At 45.5% G+C, this 20,670-nt stretch carries 16 protein-coding genes and 3 tRNA genes; 12 read left to right on the top strand and 7 right to left on the bottom strand.

All coding sequences use genetic code 11. From position 1 onward, the window contains the following. Positions 1-33 precede the first annotated feature (33 nt). Positions 34-2,688, top strand: a complete 2,655-nt coding sequence (locus tag QUB12_RS28490) for a PhoD-like phosphatase (protein ID WP_333141118.1) — start codon at positions 34-36, stop codon at positions 2,686-2,688. 148 nt (positions 2,689-2,836) lie between these two features. After that, entirely contained in the window at positions 2,837-3,046 is a 210-nt protein-coding gene (locus tag QUB12_RS28485; RefSeq protein WP_333141116.1) for a hypothetical protein, read from the top strand. A gap of 153 nt (positions 3,047-3,199) precedes the next feature. On the opposite strand, the gene QUB12_RS28480 is transcribed toward QUB12_RS28485, so the two are convergent. The 4 genes from QUB12_RS28480 to QUB12_RS28465 all read right to left on the bottom strand — a co-directional run bounded on the left by QUB12_RS28480 (position 3,200) and on the right by QUB12_RS28465 (position 6,531). Next, positions 3,200-3,271: transfer RNA gene (locus QUB12_RS28480), tRNA-Thr, on the bottom strand. A gap of 73 nt (positions 3,272-3,344) precedes the next feature. Continuing rightward, positions 3,345-3,426: transfer RNA gene (locus tag QUB12_RS28475), tRNA-Tyr, on the bottom strand. Positions 3,427-4,280: 854 nt separating this feature from the next. After that, positions 4,281-6,101, bottom strand: a complete 1,821-nt coding sequence (locus tag QUB12_RS28470; protein ID WP_333141114.1) for an ABC transporter ATP-binding protein — start codon at positions 6,099-6,101, stop codon at positions 4,281-4,283. A 289-nt stretch (positions 6,102-6,390) separates the two neighbouring features. Next, complete coding sequence (locus tag QUB12_RS28465) at positions 6,391-6,531, bottom strand: hypothetical protein (protein ID WP_172188980.1); 141 nt, start codon at positions 6,529-6,531, stop codon at positions 6,391-6,393. A 219-nt stretch (positions 6,532-6,750) separates the two neighbouring features. On the opposite strand from QUB12_RS28465, the gene QUB12_RS28460 reads away from it, so the two are divergent. The 4 genes from QUB12_RS28460 (at position 6,751) to QUB12_RS28445 (ending at position 10,213) form a co-directional block, all read left to right on the top strand. Beyond that, positions 6,751-6,822, top strand: a tRNA-Gly gene (locus QUB12_RS28460). 252 nt (positions 6,823-7,074) lie between these two features. After that, complete coding sequence (locus QUB12_RS28455) at positions 7,075-7,479, top strand: hypothetical protein (protein WP_333056560.1); 405 nt, start codon at positions 7,075-7,077, stop codon at positions 7,477-7,479. Positions 7,480-7,483: 4 nt separating this feature from the next. After that, positions 7,484-8,749, top strand: a complete 1,266-nt coding sequence (locus tag QUB12_RS28450) for a glutamate-5-semialdehyde dehydrogenase (protein WP_333141111.1) — start codon at positions 7,484-7,486, stop codon at positions 8,747-8,749. Between the two features lie 324 nt (positions 8,750-9,073). Then, a complete protein-coding gene (locus QUB12_RS28445; protein WP_333141109.1) occupies positions 9,074-10,213 on the top strand; it encodes a fatty acid desaturase in 1,140 nt (379 codons plus the stop codon). Between the two features lie 125 nt (positions 10,214-10,338). Here the strand turns inward: QUB12_RS28445 and QUB12_RS28440 are convergent, their stop codons facing one another. Both QUB12_RS28440 and QUB12_RS28435 read right to left on the bottom strand, forming a co-directional pair. Further along, a complete protein-coding gene (locus tag QUB12_RS28440) occupies positions 10,339-12,042 on the bottom strand; it encodes a lipoxygenase family protein (protein ID WP_333141107.1) in 1,704 nt (567 codons plus the stop codon). A gap of 321 nt (positions 12,043-12,363) precedes the next feature. Beyond that, a complete protein-coding gene (locus QUB12_RS28435) occupies positions 12,364-13,497 on the bottom strand; it encodes a class I SAM-dependent methyltransferase (RefSeq protein WP_333141105.1) in 1,134 nt (377 codons plus the stop codon). A gap of 695 nt (positions 13,498-14,192) precedes the next feature. Between QUB12_RS28435 and QUB12_RS28430 the strand changes: the two genes are divergently transcribed. The 3 genes from QUB12_RS28430 to QUB12_RS28420 all read left to right on the top strand — a co-directional run bounded on the left by QUB12_RS28430 (position 14,193) and on the right by QUB12_RS28420 (position 16,231). After that, positions 14,193-15,248: an adenylate/guanylate cyclase domain-containing protein gene (locus QUB12_RS28430; RefSeq protein ID WP_333141103.1), complete on the top strand. Its 1,056-nt coding sequence runs from the start codon at positions 14,193-14,195 to the stop codon at positions 15,246-15,248. Positions 15,249-15,284: 36 nt separating this feature from the next. Beyond that, positions 15,285-15,713 carry an NUDIX domain-containing protein gene (locus QUB12_RS28425; protein ID WP_333141101.1) on the top strand — a complete coding sequence of 143 codons (429 nt, stop codon included), beginning with the start codon at positions 15,285-15,287 and terminating at the stop codon, positions 15,711-15,713. A gap of 62 nt (positions 15,714-15,775) precedes the next feature. Then, the gene (locus QUB12_RS28420) at positions 15,776-16,231 is read left to right on the top strand and encodes an HD domain-containing protein (RefSeq protein WP_333141099.1); all 456 of its coding nucleotides are present in this window, start codon (positions 15,776-15,778) and stop codon (positions 16,229-16,231) included. A gap of 689 nt (positions 16,232-16,920) precedes the next feature. On the opposite strand, the gene fabG is transcribed toward QUB12_RS28420, so the two are convergent. Further along, positions 16,921-17,685, bottom strand: coding sequence for a 3-oxoacyl-[acyl-carrier-protein] reductase (gene fabG / locus QUB12_RS28415; RefSeq protein WP_333141097.1), 765 nt, complete (start codon positions 17,683-17,685; stop codon positions 16,921-16,923). A gap of 73 nt (positions 17,686-17,758) precedes the next feature. Here fabG and trxA point away from each other — a divergent pair, with 73 nt between their 5' ends. The 3 genes from trxA to QUB12_RS28400 all read left to right on the top strand — a co-directional run. Beyond that, positions 17,759-18,076 carry a thioredoxin gene (gene trxA, locus QUB12_RS28410; protein WP_333141095.1) on the top strand — a complete coding sequence of 106 codons (318 nt, stop codon included), beginning with the start codon at positions 17,759-17,761 and terminating at the stop codon, positions 18,074-18,076. Between the two features lie 159 nt (positions 18,077-18,235). Next, positions 18,236-18,820, top strand: a complete 585-nt coding sequence (locus QUB12_RS28405) for a hypothetical protein (protein WP_333141093.1) — start codon at positions 18,236-18,238, stop codon at positions 18,818-18,820. 663 nt (positions 18,821-19,483) lie between these two features. Then, on the top strand, positions 19,484-20,670 hold a 1,187-nt coding region (locus QUB12_RS28400; RefSeq protein ID WP_333300847.1), incomplete at its 3' end, for a beta-propeller fold lactonase family protein.

Genomic DNA, 20,670 nt, shown 5'->3' with positions numbered 1-20,670 from the left:
GTTAATGAATTGTTACAATTTTGGAGACTTGGGTTGGCAGACTTAGCATTAATTAAGCCGGTGACAGATGCTCGATCGCCTAAAATTCTGATTGCTAGAACACCCTTATTTAATTTTTATTTTTTAAATCCTATGTCGTGGACGCCATTAAGTCATCGAATTCATCACTTGCCGCTGATCCTTGCGGGCCCGATTTTGCGCCGGACTGAAAGTCGGGCCGTGACAGTTTGGCTGGCTCTGAAAGCACCCCGCCAAGTCGAACTCAAGGTTTATTCGACAGAGGGCGGAACCGGCGAAATTGTCGATCGGCCCTTGCTGCAAGGTGCGAACTCTACCGTGCAGATCGGCAAATACCTGCACGTAGTCGCGGTGACTGCTAAACCAATTAACAGCAATGTCTTGACATCTGGGCAAATTTATGCTTATGACATCGAGTTTGCTGCGAGTCGCGAGTCGCCGTCGGCGGGTGCAGTCCCAGAAAATGAGAAAGAAAATCTCATTTCTTGCCTGTGGCCTGCCGCCCCTGATTTATCGGCTTTGGGGCCGGAGACGATTAGTTATTTCGCTCACCAGTTGCCCACTTTTGCCCTGCCGCCGAACGATTTAAACTATTTGCGTATCGTTCACGGTTCTTGTCGCAAGCCGCACGGAGACGGCAGAGATGCGCTGCCAATCTTGGATAATTCGATCGAACAGTTTGCAGGAACGGCAAATAGCAGGCCCCACCAACTGTTTTTAACGGGCGACCAAATTTACGGCGACGACGTTGCCGATGCCATGCTGTGGGCCTTGACTGACGCTGGCGATACACTGTTGGGCTGGGAAGAAAGTCTACCCCTGATGGATGATGCCCAAATAAAAAAGAATTTGTGTATCAGTATACCTAAAAATTCGGAAAACGAAAATGCAGTTAGCCCAGAGAGGGAAATTTTTAGAGAGTCGCCAATTCAGAAACCGTCTGATGCTGAGTATCAGTCCAAAAAACCAATTGAGTTACAGCCTGGGACTCGCAGCGATATTGCCAGAGATTTTGGCGGCTTTACGGCGATGTTGGTGAATCAATCGGACAAGTCTAAAAGTCACTTGTTCAGTTTGGGCGAATATTGCGCGATGTATTTGTTAGTTTGGTCGCCGGTACTCTGGTGCACGAGTTTTCCGAAGGGTAAGGATATTTGTCCAAATTCTAAGCAGGCAAAAGTCTGGGATAGAGAAGTTGTTGAACTTGACGGTTTTGCTCGCAATTTGTGGAGAGTGAGGAGGGCGCTAGCGAATATTCCTACTTATATGATTTGCGATGACCATGATGTTAGCGACGATTTTTATTTGAATCGAGAGTGGTGTTACCGGGTGCTGGGAAAGCCGCTGGGCCGGCGGGTGGTGCAGAATGCTTTGCTGGCTTACGCTGTGTTTCAGGCTTGGGGAAATACGCCCGCACAGTTCGATCGCGAAAAACCGGGAGATAAATTATTCAAGGCTGCTGAAAAATGGTCTGCTTCGGCGGGGACTGATGTTTCTGCTTGGGAGGAGGCGGCTTCGTATTTGGGAATTCCCGGGCTCGACCCGAAAACTCATTTGCCTAAGTTGAAATTAGATGAAGATGTTTTTATTTTGGATCGGGATGGCGAGGGTGTAAGTGAGGTTTTGAATTGGCATTTTACTGTGAGAAGTTTTAAGCACGAGGTGATTGTGCTGGATACGCGGAATTGGCGGGGGTATCCGGTGGAAAGCCCGATCGATCCACCGATGCTTTTGACTCACAAAGGTTTTGAGGAGCAAATTCAGCGGCCTTTGAGGGAGACTGATTTGCTGAATAAAACTGGGGAGTTTGAAATTGAGGCGACTCTGGTGGTTGTGCCGACAAATTTGGTGGGTTTGTGGATTATTGATGCGGTGCAAAAGTGGGATGTGGCACAGGGGAAGGTTTTTAATAGTGATGCGGGGGATGCTTGGAATTTTCATGAGTTAGCTTTTGTAAAGCTGTTGTCGGAGTTTTTTAAGCAGCGCGATCGGGTGATTGTGTTGACGGGGGATATTCACTATGCTGCTGCTGTGCGACTGAGTTATTGGTCTGATTGTCATTTTGGCGATTCTCGATCGAATATTGAGCCTTTGACGAGGGAGAATTATCGGTCAAATTGTCAATATTCTGTGTTGGCACAGTTAACTGCTAGTGCTTTTATTAATGAGGAGTGGAAAACGCATTTAGTTCATACTAAGATTAAGTCGCTGTTGCCTGAGCGATCGCACGAATGTTTGGGATGGAATGACCCGCTGGAATTAATGAAAATTTCGAGGGGTGGCAGAAAGAAAGCTATCGCTGCTGTCAGGAATCGACAATCTATGCCTGATTGGGGCTATCGGATTGACTGGATTAAACGGCAAAGAGCTCGGGTATTTTTGCTGCTAGAAAAGGGAACTGCGTCAGATAGATCGCATAAAAATAAACAATTGCCCTTCCTGCATAGGTTGTGGAATTTTATATCGCTGTTGTGGCGCAATCGCTGGCTGCAAGAGGGTGATGAGATTGTGGGATATAGTAATATTGCGATCGTCAGTTTTCAGTGGCCTGCTGATGGTGATGGGGAGAAAGCGGTGATCCAAAATGTTTATTGGCGACCGCTTTGGGAGCCGAATAGTGTGGTTTACAGTCAATATTTTGTGCCACTGGGATTGGATGAGGATGATTAGATTCACGATTTCTTGAAGAAGTCGGGGATTTCGATACGGGTACAATATTGTGATCAGTTTGTGGCAGTATCCGCCGGGGGGAAACCCCAGTCTCATAGCTAAAGTCGATTGGAACTGAGATGTTTCACCATTCTCAAGAACAGGCAAGATGCCTGTTCCACAACAGATGAATTTTATTGTGGAACAGGCCGAAAAGCCTGTTCATAAAAAAGTAATGGAGAATGGTGCAATATCTCAGTTGGAACTGAGATGTTTCACCATTCTCAAGAACAGGCAAGATGCCTGTTCCACAAAGAATAAGTTTTCTTGTGGGGAGTCGCAGAATTTCCATAGCCAGCCGACTTGCTCAATCAGTTAAAAGCCAGACGCAAAAAGTCGAGGGCGGACTTGGCAGATATGGAAGTTGTTTGGGACATATTAGAAAACCATCAGCACCAAAGTTGAGCGGAAAACTAACCTTCTTGCTGTGCAATGAGCGTGAAACCCTTGATGGATATACTATAAATTAGGAAGCCCGTGACGAGATTTGAACTCGTGACTTCCTCCTTACCAAGGAGGTACTCTACCACTGAGTTACACGGGCATAAAAAATTAAGAACCTCCAATTAAAAAATTAATTTTTAATTCTTAAATTTTAACTTCTTATTAAATTGAGGTGGGCCGAGCTAGATTTGAACTAGCGTAGGCGTAGCCAGCGGATTTACAGTCCGCCCCCATTAACCGCTCGGGCATCGACCCATTTCCATCACAGTTATATATCCTAGCACCAGAATCTTTATTTGCAACATTATATTTAAAACTCTAATCATTAAGTTGAGAACACATAAGTGAGTTAGCGGCAGACGGGAAAATTGAACACTGTTTAAGGTGCAATACGCTTGGGCCCGAGCCCGATCCCCCCTAGCCTAGGGCGGGCACGGGGGCACCGCCCCTACGAAGGGGGGGACCAGAACTTACTCTTGCGTCTCCCAACAACCAGGGGGATGCTGCAAGGGATATCGCCCGGAATAAACAGTTTTAACCCAAGCGTATTGGTTTAAGGTGTGCATTCCTAAGTCTAGGCTGGGTGCCCGCCCGCAGCAGGGCTGTTTCATTCTCTTGTAGGGGCAGCAAAGAGTGGCTGCCCCCATGTCCCAAACGCCTGTGAACTCGTCTGTGGGGGGGTAGGCACGGGGAGTAGGGGTAGCACTACCCCTACAAAAGCCTGATTTTCCTGAGAATGAAACAGCACTGCCGCCCGGAGCACCCTAAGTCTAGACTAAGAGGTTGATTAACAGTCAGACTTTTTCTGACATTTGCTAACAATCACTTACATTTGCCTTCTGGTCTTCATGTCATATAGAATGAATTTAGCCACTCAGATGTAGGTGAAAAACCTTGGTAGTACGCAACCGCTATATAAATAAGTTGCCTCTACATTATCAAAGCAAATAATCAGATTGGCGTGGGGCTGTAAGCGATAACCAAGCTGAAGGCAAGAATATAAGTGCTTGTAGAAATTTCTACGGGCATCGGTTGATACGCCTTGGTTGAGATCTGATCTCAACTTATGTATTTGTTAGCAAATGTTAGCAAAAAAGTATCGGAAATCCCTAACTCACTAATTCCCCGGTTTCTTGCAGGGAGTGCAGCCGGCGATAAATGCCTTGTTGACTCAAGAGTTCGTCGTGACTGCCAACTTCGACGATTCTACCGCCGTCGAGTACGACGATCGCATCGGCTTCGCGAATTGTACTCAGTCTGTGGGCAATAATTATGGTGGTGCGCGTACCGAGAATATTTCGCATGGCTATCTGGATCGATCGCTCCGACTCATAGTCCAAACTAGAAGTAGCCTCATCAAAAATTAACACATCCGGCTCCACCAACAGCGCCCTGGCAATCCCCAATCGCTGCCGCTGACCGCCGGACAAGCGCATTCCTCGCTCCCCGACCACGGTATAATAACCTTGGGGCAACAGCCGCACAAAATCGTCTACTTTGGCAATGCGACAAGCATCCTCAACTTGCTCGAAAGTTGCATTTCTGTTTCCGTATGTCAAATTTTCCAGCAAAGTACCGTTAAAAACGTCTACTTCTTGGTGGACAATGGCTAAACGCTGGCGGTAGCGAGTCACGTCTAAGCTGCAAATGTCTTCGCCGTCGATCAGAATGCGGCCGGAGTTTGGTTCAAAGTAGCGAAACAGAAGTTTAACTAAAGTCGATTTCCCGGAACCCGATCGCCCGACTAATGCTACAGTGTGACGGGGATAAATCAATAAATTCACATCTTGCAAAACGGGTTTTTGACTGTCGTACCCGAATGTCAAACCGCTGATCTCAACTTTGCCGGTAAATTTATAAGGTGGCTGTGCCGATCGAGCATTTTCTGCTAAATTAACCACATCAACACCGTCTGGCGTTTGCATAAACTCGTGGAACCGGATCATTGAAGAATAACGCCGCGCCAATAATTCGGCGATAATGCTAATCGGACGCAGTTGGGAATATGCCATGCTTGCCAACGTGTAAAGGGTAACAAAATATCCGAGGGAAATTTTGCCTCCTACCGTTTCTGCTAGGCTAAAACCGAGAACTGAAAACAAACACAACTGGACGATCGTCTGCTGGTATGTCCCCAGGGTGACGTATCCTTTGTGAATGCGGTGGATCACGACTTTTAATTCGCGATCGAGTCTGGTGGTTTGCCTTTTGAGTTCATCGCTTTCTGTCGCAAAAGCTTTGACTGTTTTGATGTTGGTGATAATTTCCGAGTTGCGGCTTTCGGTATCTTCGATGTATTCATCGAGAATTTCTTCCCGCGCAGTCACCTGTTGCAGGCCTTTGAGGGTGAAACTGAGGATAAATAGGAATGAAACCACAATTAATAAGCCAATCCGCCACTCAATTAAGCAGATAACGGCAAAAATGCCGATTAAGCGGACGACTTCGGGGATGAAGTCGCCGGCAATTTCTGGGTAAGTCCAAGTATGGTTGGCGATGCCTTTGGCGATGCGGCTGGCAATCCGTCCGGCGTTGTTTTCGTCGTAGAATTCTAGGGGTAAGGTGAGGATTTTGCCGATCGCACTTCTCATTCGATCGCGCCTTGCCCTCAATGGTATCACCCAGTGGAACCAACTTCCCACCCAAGGCTGTACCGGTGCTTTGGCGACTGTTACCAGAAAAATTATGCCCAGCAAGACGGATAGCGATAATATTTTGTTGGGTGACTGCTGGGTAACAGAGGCGATCGCTGTTATGAGTTTTTGCGTTACTGTATCTGTAGCTTTACCCGACAATACGTTTAATATTTGACCGATCGCGTAAGGAACAAGCAAATCGGCTAGTGCCAAAACGCTGGATGCGCCTATGCTGTAAACTGAGATTTTCCAGTACCGACTGTAGTATTGGAAAATGTCCTGAAAGCTTGCCATAAATTTGTGTTGAGATACAACCCTTGCAAACACTTGCATTTAAAACTGCGCTCTCGGCGCGCCGTGTTTACAAGTGTACTACAAAAGTAGTTGATCGGGGATTCATCTCGGCTCATGCTAGCGACTCGCCCGATCGGGTGATTTATGGCAATCATTCGATCGTCAGCAATCGATCCGCATTCCTGGGCAATAAATTCAAGACTAAGGGCAAAAAAATGCAAAAGACAGAATTTTTCTTAAATTCTGCCTTCTGAGCAATGCCTTATAAGTTTTACGTTGGAGTAGTCTGTTAGCTGAAGGTGTAGGCTGATTGCAATGCCCACCAGATCAAGAAGCCGATTCCGCCGGCAATGACAATCGCCGAAATGGCGATCGCTATAGGACTGTCAGCTCCCTTGAACTTCATGATTCCGCGATTTAAATCTGACATGACAGTGTTCTCCCACAATTCCAGCTTGATTGTAGCTTTGTAGTTAGCCGATGGCGGTCAATTTTCACGGCAATTACTGATTTGGTTAATGATCTGGCTGCTGAAATTGCAGGTGGGGAGTGGGTTTGGGGGGGGTTTACTGGGTTTGTGAAAAAAACTTACTAAAAAGACTTGACAAATTTAGAGAATTGAGACAATATTATTAATACCGCAGGAAATGCGGGTGTAGCTCAGTGGTAGAGCGTCACCTTGCCAAGGTGAATGTCGCGCGTTCGAATCGCGTCACCCGCTTTAGAAGATAAAAAAATCAAGGAAACCGGAAAGTAGATCAAGAAAGTTTTCGGTATCCTCCTAATGAAGGATGGTTGAAAATACCTAAGTTAGTGGTAAGATTGAATGCAGAACTTGTAAGTCAAAATTGCCGATCGGGCGATATCTCGAAACAGGCAGTTGAAAGCCTCGCTTTGGCGGAATTGACAAGTTTGATTAAGTGGATATGTTAACGATTATTTTTGCAAAAACGCTTTTTTTATCCGATCGCTAGTGCCATCTCAAAAAGCTCCAAAGATTGACTTAAACGATGAGTACCCCTGTCCTTGCCGACGGCGGGGTCGTCTAGTTCCCATAACGTTGACAGAAGCCTTTGGCTGCAACCGCTGTCAACAAATATTTGTATTGGACGAAAGTGGAGACGTGATCGAGCAACTATCAACGAACTATCCTTACAAGCAGGCTTGGCGGTGGACGGGCCACCAGTGGAACAGAGCGCATCCGGGTTTGAAGGCCCATTACTTGCCACTGGCTTTGGGTATGATATTGGTGCCGCTAGTGATTTGGTTGCCCTTGGCGCTACACTCGCCGGGCCCAAATATTATTCTGTGGGCAATGGTCGCGGTGCTGCTAGCAATGCTGCCGGCGCTGATGGTATGGCTCGCTTACAGGCGTTAGCTAGATGATAATAGAGGATTTTACCCATTCATCAGATGCCGCAAATGTCGCGCGTCGCGCTTATCAAGCTTCTTTGGAGTTGGCTACGACAAAGAGTGCCGATCGCGCTGCAGCTTTGCAGGCGATGGCGGGCTCGCTGAAACGGCGGCAAAATGATATTTTAGAAGCAAATACTCTGGATCTAGAAGCGAGTCGGGACATGGCGATTCCCGAGTTGATTGTGGAGTGGCTGAAGCTGACGCCGGAACGGATCAAGACAACTGTGCAAATTCTGCAACGGTTGGGGGAAATGCCAGATCCGATCGGTAGGGTGATCAATGCTTCTTATCAGGTCGATCGGTGTCAGGTTTACTGTCAGTCGCTACCACTGGGGGCGATCGCTCTAATTTACGAGGCCTTTCCAGAGTTGGGGGCGATCGCCGCGGGTTTGTCTCTCAAAAGCGCTAACAGTTTGATTCTTAAAGGCGGCAGCGAAAGCTGGCACACTAATACAGTAATTGGGGAAGCTTTGGTGTCGGCGATCGATGAGGTAGGTTTGCCATCGGGATGTTTGCAGATACTGCCGCCGGATCGGGGCGCTTCGATCCGAGAATTGGTCACTCAAGACCAATATCTCAATTTAATTATTCCCTACGGTAGACCAAGTTTGGTGCAGCAGGTGGTAAGGCTGTGCACAGCACCAGTTTTGAGGTCGGCAATGGGAAATTGTTACCTTTATTGGTCGCCGACTGGTAGTTTGGAGATGGCAAGGTGGATGATTTTGGACAGCCATCAAAGCGTGCCCGATCCTGTTAATGCGATCGAGAAAGTGCTGATCGATCGCAACCAAAAGCCTTCTTCCTTAGTCAGGCTGTGGAACAGTTTAAAAGAAAAAGGCTTTCAAATTAGCGGCGATGCGGATCTTGTTGCAGATTTCCCAGAGTTGAAGCTGGCGGAACAATACGAGTGGACTCAACCGTATTTAAACAAAACCATAGCGTTTAAAGTTGTCGATAGTTTAGAGATTGCGATCGGCTGGATCAACCGCTACAGCAGTGGTCACGCTGACTGCATTGCCACTGAATCTTACTTAGAAAGTCGCCAATTTGCTCTGGATGTTAACAGCGCCTCAACTTTTATTAATGCCTCACCTCGGTTTTGGCGCTATCAAAATCGGGGAGATGCGATATTTTTGGGAATGTCCAACCAAAAAGGTTATCGCCGGGGATTGATCGGGTTAGATACGCTGACGACAATTAAAGAAATTGTTCAGGGAAACGGACTTTTTTAATTTTATAGGTTATTTAGAATTGGTTATTGGGATTAAACCAAAGTGAAAAGTGGGAGACTATTATCGATGCGTAAGCCTTTAATAGTTGTTCCAAAAATCTTTTTATAGGATACAATAATATCTTGGTAGAACAATCAGGCCGCCTCGATCTAAAGCAATTTGATCGCAAGCTCCCGGATAGCTGCAGTGGAGACAGATAAAATCTCCGCCTCCTGACAACAATAAGCCGCCGGATTTATGTGTGGGTTCAATCTAAAATCGGGTACGGAATCTAATTAAATTTAGAAACTTATTAAGTCACCTCAAAATCCTCTTAGCGATCACATGAAATCCGAAAAATCAGTCAATACTCTAGACAAGACGGCAACGCCGACTTTAGGCAAAGAAACGCTAATTCACCACTCGGTATATGTTAAAAAATTGCGTCCGCTGCTGCCATCAGAGGCCTTTGAAGCGAATTCCAGCAAGTTAGGGATACTTCTGATAAATATCGGGATATTATTGTTAGGATGGGGAATTGCTGATAATCTCGATCGCTGGCCTGTCTACCTTTTATGGCTTTACTTACCTTTAGCCGTCATGATGGGTAATAGTATCATAGTTTTGCTATTTAGCTCCCACGATTTGATGCACGGCAGCGTTCAGAAAAAGTCTCGCCTGACTTATCCGATCGCCTTTTTGGGACTAAGTATGCTGTTTATGCCACCTACACAGTGGAAATCCCTGCACAACCTCGTACATCACAATAACACGAATTCTGTGGCAGATCCCGATCGCAACTATCTGTACCAGCAACCAGATACTTGGGGAAAATGGATTCAAAATCTGTTTGTACCCTCGGTGGAAGTCAATCCGGTGTGGTTAATTGTAGGGATGGCCGGTTCGTGGTTAGTGCATAATTTCCGCAATCTCACCTCGGTGCTCTTATTTAACGATAAATCTGTTGATTACGTACCGGCTGCCTTTACAGTTAGTCCTAAAGATAGATTGACAATCGCATTTGAATGTCTGGGAATTTTAGGCATTCATGCGAGCATTTTATTCTACCTAAATTTTCATCCGCTCAAAATCGCTCTTGCGTACTTTTTGCCGATCGCAATTGGTCATGCAGGGGCAATGTTTTACATCTATACCAATCATATGGGTTGCCGGATGACCGCCATTAATGACCCGCTGATCAACAGTGCTTCTGTGCGGGTTCCTAAAATATTTGACCTGCTGCACTTGAATTTCTCTTACCACACAGAGCATCATATTTTCCCCAGCATCAACTCAAACTATTATCCGATGGTGCAAGAGTTATTGCAAATTCACTATCCCGCTCGCATGAATTTAATCAATGCTGGCGACGCTTGGCGGTTGCTGGTGGAAACACCCCGGCATTATCAAGATGAAGTTACCTTCACTGATTCCTCTGGAACAATGTCTGTAAATTACTCGATCGCTGAAGACTACAAAAGCTGAGAATTCGCATGGCAGCCACATCTTGAACCATGCTTAAGAACAGGCTTTCCGGCCTGTTCCACAAACAATGAATTTTCTTTTGGGGAGTAGGGGTTGGGTGTCTCGCCAACCCCAAAAATACACTCCTACATACTGATGCTATTGAGTACCAACGAAGGCTTAAGAGCAATGTAAGGAATTACTCGTTTTTGATTGTTAGCATCAATTTTTTGTTCTGCCATATTCAAATTTTGCTGGAACTGTCTGGCCAAAAGTTCGATCGGGGTTCCCGCAAAAACTTCGTCGAAACTCATGCGGTAGAGTTCTCGGAAAGATTTATCGTAAAAACCTAAACGGTCATATCGATAAGCTGACAAAATAAACATAATTTTCAGTTGTTCAGCCGCTCGCTTGTACGGAGGAAGCAACCGTAAAATGTCCTTTTCCGTAATCACTTCGAGAGTCCCAGAAGCATTAATTTTGGGAATGTCCCGGTATGCTGCCAAGGGCATATTGGCGGCAAAACTCATGTATTCATACTGTGGAAAATTGACTGCTGAATGCTGCGGGCCGCAGGTAAAAATTATGGTTGTGACAATTTTAATTAATTGTTCAACTGTGTCGATTTTGCTGGGCATTCCTTTGACTTTACCGCCCTCATTCGAGGCTAATTCTTGGGCCCAAGTTTGCAGTTCCACGTCTTGGACGAGTGCATCATTTGTCGGGTAAAAGTGTTTGAGATAGCCGGAGACAAAGGTTTCGATCGCATTCCACAGCAGTAATCCATCATCTCGGTAAGGATAGTGAGGCAGTTGATTTGGATCGTCCATGCCCCGATTTTTCAGTTCGGTTGGGAAGGCAAATTGATCCAGACTCCAGTTACTGCAAGCCTCTCTAGCTATTTCCATTGTCTCTGGCAAGCTACCGCTTAGCAAGTCATCGACTGGCCCGCCCGGAGCGATCAAATAAGAACGCGCCAGCTCGTTGTTGACCAGCATAAACCGAAAGTGCGGTTTCAGCAGCAGGCTAAGGGGGTGATTTTTAGCCAACTGTCGGGCGGTGACGATCGCGATTGGTTCCATCACCAGATGAGTTCGACCTAAATGCGAACTCATTTCGTGGTGATTGGCATCTGCTACTTGCACGCAGAGTTTCGCAAACAGCCAATCCACAGGAGGATCGAACGGGGTGTAAAGATGGCTATTTGGGGTCGGATCTAGTTGAATGGCGATCGGCACCAGTTCACCGCGATCGCGGATTCCCGTCCACCGCCAAGCGAAAAAAGCTCGCGGTTTTGGCAAGAATTTTCTGCCTTTTTCATAGCTGCCGCCTCCAATTTTTGAAGGCGCGCGATAGTGTTGGTCGCTACCCGTATAATCGGCAATGTAAATGTTTTTTTGTTGCAACTCTTGGCCCAGATCGAATAATGGGTGAAAGCTGGAAATTTGTGCCAGTGTTTGCGCCCGAGGATCGCCGGCATCTAACAAACGAAGCACCATCGGATTTGCTCCAGACAGGCGCTGTTCTGCAAAAGAGCGATCGGTTTGGTAGATTTTGGCAACAGCAGGTAGCGGCAGCAGAGTAAAGAAATCTTCATAGTCTTGGAGGTCGTCGAGAGGATCGAGAAAACTTCTCGAATCGGCTGCCAGCATATTTCCGGGAAGTTCCGATGTTGCTAGTATCCGCTCTCCAATATACTTGCTCGAAAAGTTCTCGACTGGCGGCACATCTTTCAATAATGCCAAAGGCGATAAAGCGTCATTGTCAAACTGATAAGCTTGTTGCTGACGCTTCAAGGAATCTTTGCGCTGTTCTTGGTTCTGGTCGTCTTGAGGAAGAGAAGGTTTCATATTGTCTACCATTGTATAAATCAACTCTCTTTTTGTAGTAAAAGCTCGGAGATCATCACTACCGATCGAGGATGGAATTTAAAAAGTATTGTGCAGGCTCACGCTTGATATAGCTCTTATTCAGCGAGCAATAATCGTATTCCGGACTTTTTTAAACTCAGAAAAATTCCTCAAAAGAAGGCAAAACTTCTCGATCGCCCTAAATCAACGTAGAAAAGTTTCATTCTCAGGATAAGTAGCTCGCGCTCAAGAACCCCGACTTCTTTGAGATGTCGGGGTTTGGGGTGTTCGGTTTTTTGAGCTGGGTCTGCTGATTAGCGGTTAGGCACGAACCATTAAATATTGACCGTTGCCGTTATATTCGCCGTCACAACTCGCGAAATTAGCCACAAACCAAATTAAGTAAAACCGCCAGATGCGGCGAAATTTGGCATAGTCGATGCCGTAGTCGAAATCTTTGACTATGGCCTGATAATCGTCAAAGTTTTTCAGCCAGTTAGCAAAGGTTGTGGAGTAATTGTATCCGTTGAGATACCAGTTTTTTATGGTTTTGAGGTCTTTCTTGTGGCTGGCAACTGTATCGTATTTCCAGTAACGGCCGTGGGGGAAAATGTATTTGTGGGTGAAAACGCTGGAGATATTGTTGGGAGTGCGAACTGTGATGATGTGAATGAAAACTTTGCCGTTATCCTTCAGGGAAGATGCCAGCTTTTGGAAAGCTTTCGTTAAATTGCCTACATGCTCAAAAACTCCGATGGAGAGAATTTTGTCAAATTTTGTCTCGAAGTTGGCGTCGTTCAAATCGCCTTCATATAGGGTAAATCGACCTGAACTAAGGTAGCTTTCGGGGTATTGCATCTTCTGACGCATATACTCGCATTGGTGGTGGCTGAGGTTAATGTCAGTAAACTGGACATTGGGGAATTTGGAAAGAATGTAATTGGGAACACAACCCCAACCGCAACCAAAGTCTAAAATATTGTCGCCATCTTGAATCTCTAGCTTTTCAATCACATCATCAATCATCTGCATTTGCGATTGTTCAAGGTTGGCGGCTCCTTTTTCCCACAACCCCATGCTGTATTTAGGATAAATGAGTTTTCCATCGCCTAACATCGGATTCAGCATTGCTTGAGGCAAGTCGTACTGAATCTTCATTAAATCCCGCGGCCCTTCGGCTGTATGGTCTGTTTCTGTTAGTACCCATTCGTAGGGTGCAAGCAGGGACGGGATATGCTTAAAAAAGACGGGCATACAGGTATCAAAAAGCGATCGCAATACTGAATCTGCGACTTCTAAGCCGTTGATATAAGACTCTGCTACTGCCATTTGCACCGCGTTAACTGCACTGACTGCGAGGCGGGTTGCTCCGTAGGCGATCGGACTTTTGGTATGCACATCTCCTACGATGGGAATGTGTTTTTCGATGTTTTGTAGGGCTGTTGATGAAGTCATGGTTATACTCGTTTTAAAGATGCTGCTATTCTATCTCACGAAAATTGGCTAGTTGTTAGAGAGCAAAAAAGCTGAAACTATTGCCAAGTAAGGTTTGCACAGCAAAACTCTGCAAAATCCTAAAAATATATGGCGGTTGAAGGGGATTTGATAACGGATTTATAGGGTTTGGGCGATATAAATTTTATTAAGAATTATGTCAGTCTATTTTAGATTTTAGATTTTAGATTTTAGATTAACTCCAGAGCTTGAATTGGGGTATTTTTACGCTGAGATTAAAATTTTAGTGTTCAGTTATACCATTTTAGATATTAGAATTGAAAATGAATGATGAGCTAAGAGTTGGACTCTTGCCTAGAGTTGCATTCTTTTTTTAAACTGGTGTCAATCGATTTTAGATTTTAGATTTTAGATTTTAGAGGCGACCCCACGGATAAATGCGGGGGCAATAAGTGATTTTCTATTTTCGATTTGGGATTGATTCCACGGATAAATCACGTGGCGGGTACCACATGAAGAAATTCGTGGTCAGTTGGGCGCTTGAGCTGACGAAACGAGAAGCAAATGCCGATCGCGACTTATAGTTAAGGAATCAGGGATACAGAAAAAATGCCCAGAAACCGGGTTTGCATACAGGTTAGCTGCAATAACAGATGTCCGCGAGATTCCTCGCTAATTAGCTAGACGCGCCACATATGCCACAGATTCACTATCTGCCGGACGATCGCACGATCGAGATAGACGACGACGATATAATTCTCGAAGCTTCCCTGCGTGCCGGCATTCCCCACACCCACATCTGCGGCGGTAGCGCCCGGTGTTCGACTTGCCGGGTATTGATTGTCGAAGGTTTGGAATTTTGCTCTCCGCGCACTTCGCCGGAAGAGGAACTTGCCCAAAAATTGCGTTTAGAACCGGAAATTAGACTGGCTTGTCAGACACAGGTTGCGGGCGGCAAGGTGATTTTGCGCCGATTGGCGATCGATTCTGAAGACTTGGAATCATTTAACGACGAAATGGCGGGAAAGTTGATTTCTACTCCTGTCGGGCAAGAGAAGAAAATTGCAATTTTGTTTGCCGATATTCGCGGGTTTACTGCGTTTGCAGAATCGCTGTTGCCCTACGATGTAATTTATGTTTTAAATCGCTATTTCCAAAAAATGGGTTATGCGATCAACCGCAATGGCGGGATGATTAATAATTACATGGGAGATGGTTTTATGGCACTGTTTGGGTTGGAAAATCCCGACAAGGCGGCGGAACAAGCAGTGAGGGCTGGGGTGGAGATGCTGGAGGAACTAGAGAAACTCAATCCCTATTTTGAGACTTTATACCGTCACCGATTGCGGATTGGGATTGGCATTCACTGCGGCTGGGTGGTTGTGGGGAATTTGGGGGCGTCGAAGAGTCAGACAGTTACGGCGATAGGAGATGCGGTGAATTTGGCCAGCCGGATCGAGGCTGCTAACAAGCAAGTAGGAACAAGTTTACTGATTTCCGAGGAGACTTATCAGGAAGTTAAGGAATTGGCGATCGTCGATCGGTGCGTATCCGTGCCAATTCCGGGGAAAAGTGGCGAATATCCGCTGTATGAAGTAGTCGGGATGCCGCCGCTGCCCGTGGAAACCGAAGAAGTTTCTGAGGTAAGGGAAGGTTCTATTTGGCAAAGTTTTGTCAATAAGTTACTGGCTTTGTATGCTGCGGTGTACAATTGGATTAGGAAAATTTGGATTCAAATTAGAAAACTATAGCTCAACTTTTTTGAGTTTTGTTATTCCATCGATAACATGAATATTCCTCAGTCAATAGTTCGCATTTTTCTCATGCTCCCCAACGGTCAGATTGGGGCTCAACTGCGAGATAATATCCCAGGTATTGCCAGTCAAGGAATGCTTTCTACTTTTGGTGGTGGCGTGGACATAGGAGAAAGTCCACAGGAGGCAGCAGTGCGAGAAATGGAGGAAGAAACTTGCCTCACAACCAATTTTTACCAAATGGACTTTATCACAACTTTTACTCACCAAAAGACTCAAAATGATAGAAAAGTTTTACAAAAAAACCACCTTTTTTTGGCGAGAGTTAGCGATTGTGATAAAATAGAAATCCAAGAAGGTGTGGGTTTGGTAGTTTTGAGAAAAGATGTAGATTTTGAAAAAGTCAACGCCGGGGAAGGTACTCACATGGCTTGGAAATTGTTGCAGGAATATTTAAAATAAAAACTCCCACACTACGTTTTCCCCGCGAGGGGACTGAAACTTTAATAGAGAACTTCTTTACTATGTTGTCAAATACGAACTCAGAGTACGAATCATTACTACAACGAGCGATCGCGATCGCAGCCAAAGCTCATGATGGGCAGGTTGATAAGGCAGGCAATCCCTATCTCGATCATCCGCTATTTGTGATGGAAAATGTAACTTCTATAGAGCAGAAAATCGTTGCGGTTTTACACGATGCGGTCGAAGATTCTGAACTTACACTTGAGCAACTTAGAAGCGAAGGTTTTCCTGAAGTTATCGTCTCGGCGATCGAGGCGATTACCAAAATAGAAGGAGAAGCTTATCCAGCTTATTTAGAACGTGTTATTGCCAACCCGATCGCATTGGCAGTCAAAATCGCTGATGTTACTCATAATCTTGATATTCGTCGCATCGCCAATCCCACAGAGGCAGATTTTCAACGCCTTGCCAAATACAAAAAAGTCCTCCATCAGTTGCGTGCAGCTTTAAAGTAATTATTTTTTATTACAGCCTCTTCGGTGGTTCATGAAGTACACTATAAATATAGTGTGTGGTGTTAATCTGTAGGGTGCGTCGCTGCGAAATATTGGTCGATAAAACTTACAGATTGACGGGTGGCGACGCACCTTACACGGGCTAGAAGATTGTGTGTACCACATCTACATGGAATATGCTGTAAATAAACTGAAAATAGGTAAATTCAGCCTAATTAATTTCAGTTCAAATACGCTAAGCTGTTGCGCGTTTAAATTGCATATTCGGGACGGGCTCGCGTGCCCATCCCACAATAATTTGAGTGATTTTTGACACACAATTTAAATGGAGAACAGCTTAAGAGACATAAATTTAACCGCAGATATCCGCGTGGCACAGGCTAAGCTGTTGCGCGTTTAAATTGCATATTCGGGACGGGCTCGCGTGCCCATCCCACAATAATTTGAGTGATTTTTGACACACAATTTAAATGGAGAACAGCTTAAGAGACATAAATTTAACCGCAGATATCCGCGTGGCACAGGCATCTTGCCTGTGCGATATCTAGGCATCTTGCCTGTGCGATATCTAGGCATCTTGCCTGTGCGATATCTAGGCATCTTACCTGTGCGATATCTAGGCATCTTGCCTGTGCGATATCTAGGCATCTTGCCTGTGCGATATCTGCGGTTAAAAAAATCCCGAAATCCTAAGCCATTACCATCCCCCCATCCACATTAAAAACCTGCCCCGTTATATAAGCCGCCGCCGCATCTGCCGCCAAAAACTTCACCATCCCCGCAACTTCCTCAACTTCCCCGTATCTCCCCAGCGGAATATATTTCAAAATCTCATCAGACTTGACATCCTTAGTCATATCTGTAGTGATAAAACCCGGTGCAACCGCATTCACCGTAATCCCGCGACTCGCCAACTCTTTCGCCACAGTTTTAGTAAATCCAATTACCCCAGCTTTCGCCGCACTGTAATTAGCTTGTCCGGGATTGCCCATTTGTCCAGCAACCGAAGCAATATTAATAATTCGGCCGCTTCGCTGTTTCAGCATGATTTTACTGGCAGCTTTCGCACACAAAAACACGCCAGTTAGATTCAAATCAATTACCGCTTGCCAATCTTCCAACTTCATCCGCAGCAGCAAAGTATCGCGAGTAATGCCGGCATTGTTCACCAAAATGTCAATTCGTCCCCATTTTTCCATGACATTACTGGTGAGTAAATCTACTTGGTCAGTTTTCGAGACATCTGCTGCAAGTGCGACAGCTTCTCCTCCAGCAGCGACTATTTCTGCTACCACCTCATCAGCAGCCGCACTCGAACTCGCATAGTTGACGGCGACTTTAGCGCCCTCTGTGGCTAGGGCTAAAGCAACGGCGCGGCCGATTCCCCGCGACGCACCGGTCACGACAGCAACTTGACCCCGCAATCTCTGAAAAGTCTCTGGTAATAATTCCATAATTGTATCCTCGCAATCTACCAGAGAATTTTGCACTAAAATCGAGCCAGAACCCAAAAAATTATTTTGTCTTATGGCAGTTCAAAAACAGTTCAGCAGTTTTGAGGAGTTACTATCGGGCTCTGACTTGCCCGTGTTGGTGGATTTTTACGCTACTTGGTGCGGGCCTTGTCAGATGATGGCACCGATTTTGGAGCAAGTGAGTGGTCAGATGAAAGACAAGCTGATGGTTGTCAAAATTGACACGGATAAGTACGAACAGTTGGCGTCGCAGTATCACATTTATGCTTTGCCGACTTTGGTGTTGTTCAAAAATGGCGCTGAGGTCGATCGCATTGAGGGAGTTATGCAACCGGCGCAGTTGATCGATCGAGTGCAACCTTACTTGTAACCGGAGCCAATTATCTCACACGTAGGGTGCGTCACCTAATAGACATCTCCCAAAAAGATATTCAAGAACAGGCAGGATGCCTGTTCCACAAGAATTATGGGAGATGTCTAATATCTGATCAATTATGAATAAGATAATCCTAGTTGACGCTCCCTACTGATGAAGACTCCCAGCCACGCTATTATCAATCTGGCAATTCTTGGCACACCGCAACTGCCGCAAGCTAATCTCATTATTGTCATTGGCGGAATCTTACCCGACATCCCAATATTTTTATTTTACTTTTGGGCGAAATACATTGCTCGCTTGCCCGAAGCTACAATTTGGTCAAAAGCATATTATGAGCCTTTTGTGCAAGATATTGTGGCTCTGTTTCATTCTATACCTCTGGCGGTTATTGGTTTGCTAATTGCTTATTACTTTGGCTGGCAAAGTGTGCAAATTCTGTTTATCAGCATGATACTACACTCTCTGGGAGATTTGCCTGTCCACAATGACGACGCTCATCGGCACTTTTTTCCGTTCAGCAATTACCGTTTTATCAGTCCGTTTTCTTATTGGGATCGGAAGCACTACGGGTCAATTGTTTCTTTGGTTGAAATGTTGTTAGTCCTGCTGTCAACTTACCGCGTTTTTGGTTTTGTTAATTCTTATGTTGGAAAAACGTTGTTGATTTTGGTGAATGCTTTTTACTTAATTGGATCGGTGTCTTTTTACGTCCGTTCTTTAGTTTCTCGTTCTTAATTATTCTGCTGCAATTGCTCTCTCACCGGATTATCGAGATTGTTTTGGCGGAATTGTGCGATCGTACTGGGAATCTAGAACACAATGTAAAGTTTTATAACAAAAACCCACATTTCTGCCTCAACAGCTTGACAAAAACAATTTTCCTATGGTGAGATACTAAGAATCACAACAAGTTACTGTATCGCTTGTTCGCATCTTAATGAAATTTTCCAATAAATCGCCCTTCAACAGTCAAGAGCCGTTCCCTATTGGTGAAACGACCTTAATACCTGAATTCGACCTAAATACCGCAAACTTACTCAATCCTCAAGCCCTTAGCAGCCCTACCCCAGAGCCAGCACTCCCCGGACTTCCAGACAGTTTTAACAATAACCCCGAAGACACCACAATCTCCTCCAAATCCATCAATTTTAGCCCCACATTAAAGGATTTCAGTTTTACCCCCCCGTAAAAAAATCTCTTGAACTCGATACTCTCACTGGCGAACCTGTAAACGAAAGACAAATCGACTACTTCGGTAAAGAGGGTATTTTTGCGGAAAGACGCGCATCTCAACTCGCTCCAAATGCGGCAAATCCCAAAAATCCTCCACTGATTGAAAGTGCAGAAGTCAAATTCAAAGACGCAAACAATCAACCTTTTGAGAACAATCTACCAGTTTTGTTTCTGACGGGAAGCAACGTTTTAGCAGACAACTTTGGCGACCCCAAAGGTAGCCAATTTAGCGATTTAGTGGTAAAATTTTATGTTGGTGACCAAGCTTACGAAGGCACAATACTAACCAACCTCAGTCGCGAATTAGCAGACAATAAATTTGAAGTAGCTGTCAGAGTTCCCGACACCGTACCCTTGGGCGATTCCCGAATTGTCCTCAGTCGCAAACAGAACGAAAAAGTCAGTTCAAATCCGGCAGAACCAGCAACAGAAATTCTCTACAACAGCAATTCCTACCGGATTGAAAACGATACAGAATATGTTTTTGGGGCCCAGTGGACAGCGGATAGAATCGCCGTACTCAACGGTTCCGACCCCGAATCTGTTGTGGCGACAACGAACAGCAGCGACTTGCTAATTGGTAACATTGCTGTAGGTACGGACGATCGACTAGATAGAGCCAGAGATTTGACTGTAACTAGCGACGGTTCTCGCGTGTACGTGCCTCTAGAAGCTTCAGGTCGAGTCGCTTTAGTCGATCCGATAACCCGACAGCAAATAGACACCAAAGCCGATATAGCTGGCATCAATCCGATCGATTTGCCTAGCGGTGCATCGCCTCGTTCAATTGTACTTGATTCTCGCGACCAATACGCTTACATTGCTGACGGCAAAGCTGGCGGCAATTCCATCTACGTTCTCGATATCAACCCGTTCTCCTCCAAGTATCACCAAGTTACCCAAACTATCACAGTTGGTGCAGCACCTAGCGGTTTGCGACAGATGGCAATTAGCAGCGACGGCAAGAAGCTATTCGTTACCGCGCCCAATGGGTTAAACAGCCAGATTTACGTTGTGAATATTGACCCCAAAGACCGACCCCGCGATCCAAGTCAGAACCCCCGAAAGTGGAATCAATTAATCGGAACTGTAACGGCTGATGAAGGGTTAGAAGGATTAGCTGCTACGGTCGATCCGCTGAAAATGACGTTCACAAACAGCGGCAAAGATAGCAAAGGATTTGGCGTACTGGATATTACTAATAATGACCCGGTAAGTTTTGCTGCTACCACTCGCTATGCAAGTTTAGGGCTGGGTTCAACTTTTGATTACTTCGATGTGAATGAGGGAGTTTCGGTAACGGTTTTACCGGATGCTAGCTATGCGTTTGTTGTGGGTCGCAATGCGGACAC

Source organism: Microcoleus sp. B7-D4 (genome assembly GCF_036705125.1).
Lineage (GTDB): Bacteria > Cyanobacteriota > Cyanobacteriia > Cyanobacteriales > Microcoleaceae > Microcoleus.
Note: the sequence above shows the minus strand (reverse complement) of the source record. Positions and strands in the feature narration are given on the sequence as shown.

What these genes read in the sequence shown, in the direction of transcription:
- QUB12_RS28485 (WP_333141116.1), top strand. Translation starts at nt 2,837, where the DNA reads ATGCCTGTTCCACAACAGATGAATTTTATTGTGGAACAGGCCGAAAAG.
- QUB12_RS28470 (WP_333141114.1), bottom strand. Translation starts at nt 6,101, where the DNA reads ATGGCAAGCTTTCAGGACATTTTCCAATACTACAGTCGGTACTGGAAA.
- QUB12_RS28465 (WP_172188980.1), bottom strand. Translation starts at nt 6,531, where the DNA reads ATGTCAGATTTAAATCGCGGAATCATGAAGTTCAAGGGAGCTGACAGT.
- QUB12_RS28450 (WP_333141111.1), top strand. Translation starts at nt 7,484, where the DNA reads ATGATAATAGAGGATTTTACCCATTCATCAGATGCCGCAAATGTCGCG.
- QUB12_RS28445 (WP_333141109.1), top strand. Translation starts at nt 9,074, where the DNA reads ATGAAATCCGAAAAATCAGTCAATACTCTAGACAAGACGGCAACGCCG.
- QUB12_RS28440 (WP_333141107.1), bottom strand. Translation starts at nt 12,042, where the DNA reads ATGAAACCTTCTCTTCCTCAAGACGACCAGAACCAAGAACAGCGCAAA.
- QUB12_RS28435 (WP_333141105.1), bottom strand. Translation starts at nt 13,497, where the DNA reads ATGACTTCATCAACAGCCCTACAAAACATCGAAAAACACATTCCCATC.
- QUB12_RS28430 (WP_333141103.1), top strand. Translation starts at nt 14,193, where the DNA reads ATGCCACAGATTCACTATCTGCCGGACGATCGCACGATCGAGATAGAC.
- QUB12_RS28425 (WP_333141101.1), top strand. Translation starts at nt 15,285, where the DNA reads ATGAATATTCCTCAGTCAATAGTTCGCATTTTTCTCATGCTCCCCAAC.
- QUB12_RS28420 (WP_333141099.1), top strand. Translation starts at nt 15,776, where the DNA reads ATGTTGTCAAATACGAACTCAGAGTACGAATCATTACTACAACGAGCG.
- fabG (WP_333141097.1), bottom strand. Translation starts at nt 17,685, where the DNA reads ATGGAATTATTACCAGAGACTTTTCAGAGATTGCGGGGTCAAGTTGCT.
- trxA (WP_333141095.1), top strand. Translation starts at nt 17,759, where the DNA reads ATGGCAGTTCAAAAACAGTTCAGCAGTTTTGAGGAGTTACTATCGGGC.
- QUB12_RS28405 (WP_333141093.1), top strand. Translation starts at nt 18,236, where the DNA reads ATGAAGACTCCCAGCCACGCTATTATCAATCTGGCAATTCTTGGCACA.